This is a genomic window from Undibacterium sp. TC4M20W, assembly GCF_049340245.1.
Taxonomy (GTDB): domain Bacteria; phylum Pseudomonadota; class Gammaproteobacteria; order Burkholderiales; family Burkholderiaceae_D; genus Undibacterium.
The window spans coordinates 18,265-30,428 of the sequence record NZ_JBMPPI010000002.1 but is presented as its reverse complement, the minus strand read 5'-3'; the positions used below and the strand labels follow the sequence as shown (position 1 = coordinate 30,428).

Below are 12,164 nucleotides of genomic sequence, written 5' to 3'. Positions count from 1 at the left end.
TTTTTTCGGAGCCTTACATGCGTAATCCTATTCTTGCCACACTGCTGGCCTCAGCTTTCTTGACCTTGAATGCAAATGCAACTGATTTGCTGCAAATTTACAAGGATGCTCTGGCAAATGATGCGCAGTACGCAAGTGCCCGTGCCAGCCTGACTGCGGCACAGGAAAAACCTGTGCAAGGCCGCGCAGGTCTGTTACCCGGTATCGCTCTGAAAGGCAGTGACGGCAAAGCACGCACTGAAGCAGAAAATGACGTAGTCAGCGGCAGCCGTTCATTTACTGGCGTGACCAATACCTGGACACTGGGATTGTCGCAACCCCTGTTCAACTGGGGCAATTGGCAAGCTTATGAACAAAGCAAATTGTCTTTGGTCATCAACCAGGCTTTGTTCGAACAGTCCAAGCAGGATCTGATTATTCGCGTAGCCCAGGCCTATTTTGATGTACTGGCCGCACAAGATACCCTCGAGACCCTGCGTGCACAAAAAAGCGCCATCTCTGAACAACTGGCTTCTGCCAAACGCAATTTTGAAGTTGGCACGTCCACCATTACTGATACGCACGAAGCGCAAGCCCGTTACGATCTGGTGACTGCGCAAGAATATGCAGGTCAAAGTGATTTGCAAGTCAAGCGCGCTGCCTTGCAACAAATCATCGCCAAAGAAGCCGGTGAGCTGGCACAATTGAGAACAGGCGTTAAACTCAATGAACCACAACCGGCAGTAATTGATCAATGGGTGACTTCTGCTGAACAGCAAAATTTCAATGTCGTGGCTTCACAAGTGGCGATTGAAGTTGCCAAGCGTGAAGTTGAAAGAAACCGTGCCGGTCATTATCCTACCGTTGATCTGGTCGCCAGTACTGGCCGTACATCCAATGCCGGCGCCACTAATCCTAATCTGACTGGTGTTAACAAGACTACCCAGATCGGTGTGCAATGGAATATCCCTATCTTCGCAGGTTTTTCTGTTGATAGCCGTGTCAAAGAAGCGGTTGCCCTGCAAGAAAAAGCGCGCAATGATTTTGAAACTACCCGTCGCTCAGCAGCGCAGGGGGCTCGCCAGGCTTTTGTTGGCGTAACTTCTGGCCTGGCGCAGGTCAAGGCCTATGAAGCGGCAGAAATTTCCAGCCAGTCAGCACTGGATTCCAACAAGCTTGGTTATCAGGTTGGTGTGCGTATCAATATCGACGTATTGAATGCACAGCAGCAGTTGTACACCACACGTCAGACCCTGGCGAAAGCACGTTACGACACTATTCTGAATGGCCTGCGTTTGAAATCAGCCGCCGGCACTTTGAAAGAAGATGATCTGGCAGAAGTGAATGCCTTGTTGCAGCACTAAGCTATTCTTCTGGATTAATCCTTGAAATAAAAAGCTCGCTGAATATATATTCAGCGAGCTTTTTATTTGTGCGCATGTTTTTCAGGTTTGTGCGGGTTTGCCTATCTCGCGATATGTATTGCTTTGCTCTTCCAGCCATTGTTGGGTCAGGTGCAGGTTCTTGCGTTCCCAGGGTTGAAAACCAGGTTTGAAATAAGCGAGCACATGTGGCAGCGAAAACCATAACAGGCCACGCGGGCGCAGGCAATATTTGATGGCCTGCCACCAGGTCTTTGGCTTAAATAACTGGCCATCCTTGTACAGGCAATACATGGTTTGCACAGCAGTATCAACACTGAACAGCATGCTCACATACAGGAACCAGGCGATGCGCCGGAAATAACCACCACCTATTGCATGATAGGTATCAAAGGCCACGGATTTGTGTTCAGTCTCTTCTACCGAATGCCAGGTCCACAGGCTCTTCAGCGGTTCTTCTGCATCACCTATCCAGCAGGGTTCACTCAAAGCACCATCGGCAAAAATGGCAGTGAAATGCTCATAGGCCATGGTGATGGCGAGGTTACTCCTGACACTGAGCATGGCTGCCGTGCGTATGCGCCAGGCCACATAGCCTTCCAGGAGATAGCTCAGGCCCTGGGCATCCAGCTGCTGATTATATTGCTTGTGGATATGACGGTGGCTGGCTTCCTGGCCGATAAACGCCCTGATGTCTTCTTTTAATTGCTCATCCTTGAGCAGGGGCAGAGCCGCCTTGACGCTGTCGATGAAATATTGTTCACCAAGCGGGAAACTGTAGGACTGCGCATTGAATAAATGGGTGCGGAAGGCGTCACCTCCCAGCCAGTGACGTGAAAAACCCTGGGATAAATCAACTTTCAATTGACGTACTTGCAGAGGTTTTTGTTGATTCTTTGGGCTGTTTTCTTGCTGGCTCATATTTATCGTGTTTCTCATGTTGGCAATGAAAAACAGTCTAAATAATCAGGCGTATCTGTAATTGTACCAAGGCGTCAAATTTGTACCGACCCGTCAGTCAATCAATAAAAAGAGTTTATTGAAATCATCATCCGGCATCAGATAAATCCAGTAGGCCGGATCGCGGGCGCTGATTTTTTGCCTGAGCTGCGCAGGTGGGATGCCTGCCAGCTCTACATATTCCCTGTGCATGTGGGCCTGATCGTAGTAACCGGTATCCTGGGCAATCTGGGTCAGGTCTCCCCAGGCGACATCTGGCCTGATAATGTGGGGCAGGGAAAAACCAAACCTGACGATGCGCCTGACATCACGCAGGGTGACGCCAAAATTCTCGCGTACCCGGCGCTCCAGTTGTCTTTGCCCTATGCCAAAATATTCTGATAATTCCAGCAGCGGGAAGAATATCTTCTTGTGTGCCGCCAAAAATGCCGCGCCTATGCTGCTCCTGGGTTTGTGATCAAGTACATCAAGCAAAAACTGTTGAAATAAATCCACGATGGCTTTGCCATCTTCTACTTTGTCCAGCCCTTGCAGGAAGTTTTGAGTGCGCTCGGGACAAACCAGATCCTGAAAAGGCAGGGCACTACCGGCAATACTGGCAACGTTGATGCCCATGGCTTGTTGCAGCATGCCAGGACGGAAACATACCGACAAGCTCATGGTTCCAGGAGCGTAGCGCACATGTGCAGGCTCCATGAAGGGGCCACGCAAAAAAAAGCGTTCAGCGACGAATTCGCTTTGATCTGCCCCGATGACGGTTGCGCCGCCACGGGCGAACAGCATGATGGAGGGGCACAAGGTAGCAGGCAAAAATACTTCGCAGGCATCCAGCTCCACTAGCATGATATGCATGATTAATGGAGACAGCCTGGGTTGTGAGGGAAAAACCTGGTATTTAATAGGAGTATGCAAGGCGGTCCGGATAGTCGTCTGGTACTTGGTCAGGCGTTATTTTACCCAAAGCCCACACTCCGCTGCTATTTCATGCAGATGAAAAGCAGAGAACCCCATCATCTGCTGATGCTGCATGCTGGGGGTGGAGCATGGCAATCACATTTTATACATGACTTGCAGGAAGAAATTGCGTTTTGGCAGCGGTATGTCATTGGTAATACTGCCTGGCGCAAAACTGGGTTCGCGCGCATCGACATTCATCAGGTTGCGGATACTGCCAGATACTTCCCAGGCGCCGGTATTGGTACGCAGGCTGATGTCAATCAATTTGTAATCTGCCACCGGTGGGCGCAGATCGCCAACGGTGCGCTTGCGTCCTGCCACCCAGTTGAATTGCGGGCTCAATAACCAGTCTGGCGCAAATTGCCAGTCAGCGCGTGCAAAGACATGGTGGTGTGGCGCGTAGCCTGCATCCTGATTGGTGACCTGGTCAGTATTGACCTGATAGCTGTAGTTGCCGCTCACCCGCAACTGACGGCTGGCTTGCCAGTTCAACTCGGTTTCCATGCCATGCCCTTCCTGGCTATTGGTATTGGCATAGGAGCTGCCTGTGCCTTTGATCGCATTGGGCACGGTACGTATCAGGTTTTTCATCCTGAACTGGAAGATATTGAGTTTTGCCTGCAAGTCATTGCGTGCTTGCCAGATCAGGGCGGCTTCCAGGGTCTTGATGCTTTCGGGTTGTATGGACGGGTTGCCGCGTTGTGCAGGATTATTAATGCTGTAAAGCTCATTAAAAGAGGGCGCACGGAAAGCCTGTCCATACAGGAGCTTGGCAGTCAGGTTGTACGCCGCTTCCCAGACCAGCGCTAAACGTGGGTTGGTCGTGCTGCCTACATCAGAAAAATTATCGTGCCGGATACCTGCAGTCAGATTCCAGTCAGGCGCGAATTGCCATTCATCCTGAGCATACACATAATCTATCTTGCGGCGGTGTGGCTCCAGAAATGCCAGTGCACCCGTGTAAGTTTGTACCGCACCCGCAGGTTGCGGCAAGCCTGCCGGAGTGATCAGAAAATTCTTGAATTCATAGGTGTCATACATGTTCAGATCATCATGTCCGACGCCGACACGTAGCTGATGGTCACGCCAGCCTGAATACACGGCATAGGCAGACACACGCAATTGTCGCTCTGAGGTATTGGGGGCGCCTATGATCCCGTCAGGGAAATTACCAGTAGGGAAAGTCACTCCTGGCGGATACAAAACCAGGGGCGAAGGCAGGCGTTGCAGGTACTGCGAATAACTCATATTGAAGCCCAGACCCCAGTCGTGGCCGATGTGATTATCGCTCCACGACAAGTCTGATGTGAGACGCTGGCTTTTTAATTTGCCGCTAGGGTCCAGGGCTGAAGAAGTCCCGGTTCCCGTACCCATGTTATCGCGCAGGATGAAGTTGCTGCGCCAGCGCCATTTTTCATAACTCAGGTCAAGGTGGGCATCCACTGCATCATGACCATTATTCAAGGGGCCAGGAGCCAGGCTGGCGTGGGTGCCAAATACGCGGTCCAGGCCGGTTTGCGCATCGGCTGTGATGATTTCCGCGCTGCCTGCGCTTTTGCCTATCCGAAAATAAGCGGCGACATCGACGCTGCCCAGTTTGCCGCCATGCTGTATCCAGACATCGCGGGTGGAAAATGAGCCGGTATTAATACCAAATTCCGTGCCCTGTATTTCTGCAGCGGTTTTGGTGATGATATTGATGACGCCACTGTAGGCATCTGCACCATATAAAGCTGAACCAGGCCCGCGTATGATTTCTATGCGGGAGATATGCTGCAAGGGGTAACTGCCCCACAGGCGCGACCTGTTCCCAGTCAGCAGAACAGTCATTGGTACGCCATTTTGCAATACCAGGATTTGCGAATTGAGTTCATTGATAATGCCCCGCACTACATAGGCAGAAAAATTATTGGCACCGATTTTCTCTGCATGCATGCCTGCCACGGTTTCCATTACCTGATCAAGGTCGGTCGCACCCATGGCGCGAATATCGGCTGCGGTGATGACACTGGTAACGGCGGGAGCCAGCCTCAGTGACTTTTGGCTGCCCGTGGCAATACTGACGGTCAGCTTGTCGCCGTAGACGGCTTTGAGATCATCGTCTTCTTCGTTATTGTCTGCGGCAGCATGTGCTGCCAGTGAAAAAGACAAAAGCAGGGCGCTCAGCATGGCTGTATGTGGTGGCAACTGCATCATTCCTCCCGGAGCAGACATTGCTTGAATGCACTCATCATAAATCTGCCAGCGAAGACTGTCACCGGTTTCTGCAGCAGCCTGCTGAAAGTAGCAATGCTTAACAAGTCTGAAGACAGGCAGTGTGGCGGGAATGCCGCATTCTCGCTGATCTAGAGGCAGGATTGTATTTTATACATGACTTGCAGATAGACTGTCCTGAGTGCCATCGGCAGGCTATCAAGCCAGGCAAGCTAAATCTTCAAAAACAACGCCGTTTTACAACGGCTGCAAGAAATTACAAAAATCCGGGTGGTATGATATTCCTTTAATGCGCTGACTTTTTGTCAGTATTTGCTTTCTCTTTTCTGGTTTGACAGATCATGTTAATCACTATCTTTTTGGCTGCCAGTTTGCTGGTACTGGCAGGTTCTTATAGTCTGTGCAGCAACCTGTATCTGTTGTTCTCAGGCGTGCGTCCAAAAAACTGGCAAAAACATTTTTACCTTTGTTTGTTGGCTGGACTGTTGTTGGGTCTGGCCTCGTGGCTAGGCACTTTCTGGATGCTGCTGCCTTATCCCAATATAGCGGGTGATGGCTGGTTCGCTGGTTTCCCGTATGTAGCGGTATATATAGACGATACTGCTTATCACTACCAATTTGGTTTCACCAAAGCCAGCGTGATTGCCAATGGCGTGTTCTGGTTTTTGTTGCCGATGACAGGCCTGCATTTATACGCCAGATACTGGCAACGTCAACAAAAGAAAACTGGCTGAGAATTTGCCTGGCGTCAAAGTTTTTTTGCCTATACTGGTGAGATGGTTCTGAACCAGGGCTGACCAGGGAGTAAAAAATGAAAAAACAAGTTTTCCCATTTACCATGGTGGATGTCTTTGCCAGGCAAACATTGGCAGGCAATGGCCTCAGTGTCTTCGTGCTGGAGCAAACCTTGTCTGCTTACATGATGCAGGCAATGACGCGCGAAATGCGCCAGTTCGAGAGTATCTTCCTGCAGAAGCTGGAAGGGCAGCACAGATGGCGCACCCATATTTTCACCATGGAAGAAGAACTGGGCTTTGCCGGTCATCCCATCATCGGTGCGGCAGCATGCCTGCATCAGCTTTACCAGCCGGACAGCAAGACTGCGGAATTTGAATTTGTCCTGAATGAACGAAGTGTATTTGCCAGCAGCAAACAAGAGAATAGCCATTTTTTTGCTGAAATGAATCAGGGCAAAGCCAGTTTTGGCGAACCCTTGAGCACAAGTGTCGCTGAAAATTTCTTGAAGGCCCTGAACCTGCATGCACATGATCAGGTAGCGGATTTGCCACTGCAAGTGGTATCGACAGGCCTGCCCTATCTGATCGTGCCTATACAACAACACCTCGACAAAGCGCGTATCTGCCATGAAAAGTTTGAAGCGCTGCTAGCCAGCGCGGGTGCAAAATTTGTTTATGTGCTGGATGTACAGCGCCGCGAAGGGCGTACCTGGGACAATGAAGGCAAGGTTGAAGATATCGCGACTGGCAGTGCGGTCGGCCCTGCCGGTGCCTATATGGTCAGGCATCAGCGCGCCCAGGCTGGTGATACGCAAATTTTTGCCCAGGGCGCCTATGTGCACAGACCGAGTGAATTGCATGTGAATGTGAGTGCCGAAGATGAAACCGTGCTGGTACATGGGCAAGTTTGTCTGGTCGCCAAGGGTGAGCTCTACGTATAAAGTCGTGAGTCCTGCATGGCCGATACAGCGGTAAAAAATTTCCCCGAATTGCGGCGGCGTTCATGGCTCGCCCCTTTTTAAACGATCACTGCGCGATTTGGCATGATAAATTCAGTTTCCCCTATGTTCGTCCTTCTGATCTGAACATCGCTTTGGAGTCACTCTGGCCTTGCTTTTGGCTTGCTAGTTTTTGCGTGAATCATGGATCTTGCTGGCCCTCGTAGCTGAATTTACATGCCAAATTTTAAAAATTTAATAAGTAGCCCAATTACATAAAGTAGTCTAACTACATTACTCTCTTGCCCGCTTGTGGGGCATACGCAACACATTTCAGTGCATAGAGCTAGCCTTGCTATAGAGGTCTTATATGGTGCACGTATTTTGTTTGTAGTTTTTTGTAGTCTTCGTTTGACATTGAATCTAGTTTTAGTACAAAATTCATCTCGGAACCTTGGGTTCTGATTGCCAGGCTGGGATGTTGGGTTTCTGTCTGGTGACTCAAAGAGTGCAAGTCAAATAAAAGTGTGAGGGGACATTACATGAAACAAGCTACGCAAAAGCGTCGGCAGGGCGAAGCTCTGCACCGTTTTTCTTTTAAATTGAGTCCAGTCGCGGCTGGATGTGCGGTATTGATCTTTGGCATGACCGACATCGCTACTGCACAAGAAGCAACTGGTACTACCGTGGTCGTGACAGGCATCCGCAAGGGTATAGAAGAAGCCATCTCGATCAAGAGAAATTCCAATTCCATTGTCGAAGCAATTTCTGCTGAAGACATCGGCAAACTGCCTGATGCCAGCGTAGCAGAATCGATCGCCCGTTTGCCTGGTGTGACCGCACAGCGCAGCCGTTCATCAGGCAAGGCGGCAGATGTCAGCGTGCGCGGCTTGTCCCCAAGTTTCAATGGTTCCCTGTTGAATGGCCGTGAACAGGCTTCGACAGGCAATGCCCGCAGCCCGGAGTTTGATTTGTTCCCGGCTGAACTCATGGGTTCCGTATTGATCTACAAAACGCCAGACGCAGCGCTGGTTGGTCAGGGGCTGGCAGCGACGATAGATTTGAATACACTCAAGCCACTAGATTTTGGCAAGCGTGTACTGGCAGCCAGCTATCGCAAACAACGCACCGGCGTACAATCAGGCTCCGAAGAGGGCACAGGCGACCGCGCATCATTCTCTTATGTGGATCAGTTTGCCAACCGTACTCTGGGCGTGTCTTTGGGCTTGACCAAGTTCAAGGAAGACGGCGGCGGCCAGCAAAAGTTTGATTCATGGGGTGGCTTTGCGCCAACAGTAGATTATAACGGCGCCAAAGTCGTGGCACCGGGTGGTTTTAAATCTGACACTGAAGTCAGCAAGAGTAACCGCGACGGCGCTTCTCTGACTTTGCAATACAAGCCAAATAAAAACTTCAAATCTTCTGTAGACGTATTTTATTCTGCCGGTTCTAGCAGCCTGAAGAAAACCGGTCTGGAAGGTGCAATTGCCGGTTCAGCCGGTGGCTATGATCCAGACGGCGTACTCAGCAATGCAACCATCGTCAACGGTGTTGCGACTGCAGGTACTTTCAGTAACTATAAAGGTGTAGTTCGCAATCACAAAGAAAGCGCTGACGACAAACTGACGTCGATAGGCTGGAACAGTGAAATGAAACTCGATGAGTGGACGGCAGTAGCCGATTTATCTTATTCGAAAGCCGTCAAACATAGCAAACGTTATGAAACCACGGCTGGTCAGCCTGGTGATGTAACGCCACTGGGTTCGATTTCTTATACCGGTTTTAATGGCGGTAATTTTGCAGACGTGAAGTATTCCACCAGCCTGAATTATTCTGACCGCAATGTCTCCAGACTGACTGACGTCGATGGCTGGGGTGGTGGTCCAAATACACCGCAAGCCGGCTATGTTGCTCTGCCAGATATTAATGACAAGGTCAATAGCATACGCCTGAGCGCCAAGCGTGACCTGAATTTTGGTCCTGTGGTAGCGGCGCAGTTTGGCCTTAACTATACTGAGCGCGATAAAGCCCGTACTGGCCAGGAAGGACGTCTGGTCGTTAAAGGCGGTGGTGGCTATGCTTCTGCAGCGGTACCAGGCAGTGCAGTGGCAACTGCGGGCACAGTTGGTTTGCCAGTAGCCTCTTTTGACCCTGATGGTTCTTTGGGCCCGATTTATGAACTGGCGCGCTGGGTTGATGCATCCGTGCTCGCCAAAGACTGGACCGTCAATGAAAAAGTAACGACCGCCTACGCAATGGGTGATCTCGATGGTCAGGTAATGGGTTTGAATTACCGTGGTAACTTTGGTGGTCAATTCATCCACACTAACCAGCGCTCGACTGGTAACCAGGTTGATCTGGCCAAGTGCACGGGTATCACTGTAGATACTTGCCCATTCAAGACTGCCTTTGGTGGCAAGTCTTATTCTGATTTTTTGCCTAGTCTGAATGTCTCTTTTGATCTGGGTAAAGAACAGTTCTTGCGTGTAGGTCTGGCAAAAGTTTTATCTCGCGCAAACATGGATGATTTGCGTGCCAGCCAGGAATTTGGCGTCAAAACTGGCGGCGCTTTCCCTATCATCACTGGCAGCGGTGGTAATGCTGAGCTCAAGCCTTTCAGTGCCAAGGCTTTTGATTTGTCGTATGAAAAATATTTCGGCAAGAAGGGTTATTTTAGCGTTGCTGGTTTCTATAAGCAGCTTGATACTTATATCTATCGTGCACCACGTACTTTCGACTTTAAGCCTTTTGTAAGTGCAAGCACGCCTTTGCCTCTGAGTGGTCCATATCAAGGTTCTACGGTTGGTTTGCTGACGACGCCACAAAATGGTGAAGGCGGTAATATTCATGGCTTTGAAGTTGCCCTGAATATTCCATTCTCCATGATCACTCCAGTGCTGGATGGTTTTGGTGTCATGGTGAATCACTCTGATACCTCAAGCCAGATCACACTGCCAGCGTTTGGTTTCGGCACTTCAAATATCAGTGCGCAAAATATTCCTTTGCCAGGTTTGTCCAAGCGTGTCAGCAATCTGCGTTTGTACTATGAAAAAAATGGTTTCCAGATCGCTGTTGCAGGTCGCAAACGTTCTGATTTCCTGGGCCAGATCAGCGACTTCCAGGACAATCAGCAATTGACTTTCATTAAGGGTGAAACTATCGTTGATTTCCAGGTCTCGTATGAATTCCAGACTGGTTACCTGAAAGGTTTATCATTGTTGGCGCAAGCGAATAACTGGAACAACGCACCGTTCCAGCAATATGACACTGATCCAAACAAGATCACAGATAAAACTGTGTATGGCAGGACTTATTTATTCGGCCTGAACTATAAGTTCTAAGATCGTAAACAGGTTCTAAGCTGAACTGCAAGCAGCCCCTGTCAGCGTCAGCTCACGGGGGCTGGTTTTATGGTGGAGACGAAATGCAAAATACAATTATAAAAAACGTCGTGATTGTAGGTGGTGGTACGGCAGGCTGGATGGCAGCAACGGCGCTGGCGACTGTCTTGCAGGGGCAATACCGGATACGGGTAGTAGAGTCGGATGAAATTGGTATTGTCGGTGTCGGCGAAGCCACCATCCCGATGATACAAAGATTCAACCAGGTGGTCGGTATTGATGAAAATGAATTTCTGCGCGAGACGCAAGGTACCTTTAAGCTGGCGATAGAATTTGTTAACTGGGGCAAGCAGGGTGAGCGCTATATGCATGGCTTTGGTACTATCGGCCAGGATTTTGGCAGTGTGCGTTTTGATCAGTACTGGCAAAAAATGCGCAAGCTGGGCAAGGCCGATGAACTGGCTGCTTATTCGATTACCCGCATGATGTGCAAGGCAAACAAATTCATGCCCGCCCGTTACGATGTGCCGAATTCACCACTGAACCAGATTGCGCACGCCTATCATTTTGATGCCAATCTGTATGCGCGTTACCTGCGCAAGATTGCCGAATCGCGCGGTGTCGTGCGTACCGAAGGCAAGATAGTCTCAGTCAGTCAGCGCGCAGATGATGGTTTTGTCGATGCCATCGTTCTGGAAAATGGTGAACGCATAGACGGTGATTTATTCATCGATTGTTCCGGCTTCCGTGGCTTGCTGATAGAGCAGACCTTGCATACCGGTTATGAAGACTGGTCACACTGGCTGCCTTGCGACCGGGCGCAAGCCGTGCCTTGTGAATCTGCGCCAGAACTCTTGCCCTATACCCGCGCCACTGCGCACCGCGCTGGCTGGCAATGGCGCATCCCCTTGCAACACCGCATAGGCAATGGCCATGTGTATTGCAGCCAGTATGTCAGTGATGACGAAGCGGCTTCCGTGTTGTTGTCCAATCTTGATGGCAAGCCACTGGCTGATCCACGCGTCATCAAATTCAAGACTGGTATGCGCAATAAAACCTGGAACAAGAATGTGGTAGCGATAGGCTTGTCCAGCGGCTTTCTGGAGCCACTGGAATCAACCAGTATCCACCTCATACAATCGGCCATTGCGCGGCTGATTGACTTCTTCCCTGACCAGAGTTTCAATGCTGTTGATATCGCTGAATACAATCGTCAGTCACGCTTTGAATATGAGCGTATCCGTGATTTTGTGATCCTGCATTACAAACTTAATCAGCGCGATGATTCTGACTTCTGGAAAGCCTGCGCAGCCATGCCTGTGCCAGACAGTTTGCAGCACAAGATCGACCTGTTCCGCGCCAGTGGACGCTTGCTGCGTGTCGATAATGAATTGTTTGCCGAGGTTGGTTGGCTGCAGGTTTTTGAAGGGCAAAATTTAATTCCTAAAAACCTCAATCCTCTGGTAAATTTGCAGACCGAAGCGGACACCATGGAATATCTCGATAGTGTGCGTGAGGTAGTGCAGAAATGCGTGGCCATCATGCCAGGACATGCTGCCTATATTGCCCAGCATTGCAAGGCCAGAAGCTGAGTCAAGACTGAGTGGGGGAGGTGCCACTGTGAGGTTCCACCAGCAGTGGCGCATAAAAAATAAA

The 12,164-nt window shown here is 50.0% G+C and carries 8 protein-coding genes; 5 read left to right on the top strand and 3 right to left on the bottom strand.

All coding sequences use genetic code 11. The features are described from left to right. Positions 1–17: 17 nt before the first annotated feature. Positions 18–1,343, top strand: a complete 1,326-nt coding sequence (locus tag ACO0LL_RS02660) for a TolC family outer membrane protein (RefSeq protein WP_422949353.1) — start codon at positions 18–20, stop codon at positions 1,341–1,343. A gap of 81 nt (positions 1,344–1,424) precedes the next feature. On the opposite strand, the gene ACO0LL_RS02655 is transcribed toward ACO0LL_RS02660, so the two are convergent. From ACO0LL_RS02655 to ACO0LL_RS02645, 3 genes are all read right to left on the bottom strand, one after another. Further along, positions 1,425–2,300 carry a metal-dependent hydrolase gene (locus ACO0LL_RS02655; protein ID WP_422949352.1) on the bottom strand — a complete coding sequence of 292 codons (876 nt, stop codon included), beginning with the start codon at positions 2,298–2,300 and terminating at the stop codon, positions 1,425–1,427. 75 nt (positions 2,301–2,375) lie between these two features. Then, the gene (locus ACO0LL_RS02650; protein ID WP_422949351.1) at positions 2,376–3,173 is read right to left on the bottom strand and encodes a helix-turn-helix domain-containing protein; all 798 of its coding nucleotides are present in this window, start codon (positions 3,171–3,173) and stop codon (positions 2,376–2,378) included. 198 nt (positions 3,174–3,371) lie between these two features. Continuing rightward, complete coding sequence (locus ACO0LL_RS02645; RefSeq protein ID WP_422949350.1) at positions 3,372–5,471, bottom strand: TonB-dependent receptor plug domain-containing protein; 2,100 nt, start codon at positions 5,469–5,471, stop codon at positions 3,372–3,374. A gap of 362 nt (positions 5,472–5,833) precedes the next feature. Here ACO0LL_RS02645 and ACO0LL_RS02640 point away from each other — a divergent pair, with 362 nt between their 5' ends. The 4 genes from ACO0LL_RS02640 (at position 5,834) to ACO0LL_RS02625 (ending at position 12,100) form a co-directional block, all read left to right on the top strand. Continuing rightward, positions 5,834–6,226: a hypothetical protein gene (locus ACO0LL_RS02640; protein ID WP_422949349.1), complete on the top strand. Its 393-nt coding sequence runs from the start codon at positions 5,834–5,836 to the stop codon at positions 6,224–6,226. Between the two features lie 77 nt (positions 6,227–6,303). Continuing rightward, the gene (locus ACO0LL_RS02635; protein WP_422949348.1) at positions 6,304–7,170 is read left to right on the top strand and encodes a PhzF family phenazine biosynthesis protein; all 867 of its coding nucleotides are present in this window, start codon (positions 6,304–6,306) and stop codon (positions 7,168–7,170) included. Positions 7,171–7,709: 539 nt separating this feature from the next. Further along, positions 7,710–10,508: a TonB-dependent receptor gene (locus tag ACO0LL_RS02630; protein ID WP_422949347.1), complete on the top strand. Its 2,799-nt coding sequence runs from the start codon at positions 7,710–7,712 to the stop codon at positions 10,506–10,508. An 83-nt stretch (positions 10,509–10,591) separates the two neighbouring features. Continuing rightward, complete coding sequence (locus ACO0LL_RS02625) at positions 10,592–12,100, top strand: tryptophan halogenase family protein (RefSeq protein WP_422949346.1); 1,509 nt, start codon at positions 10,592–10,594, stop codon at positions 12,098–12,100. Positions 12,101–12,164 lie beyond the last annotated feature (64 nt).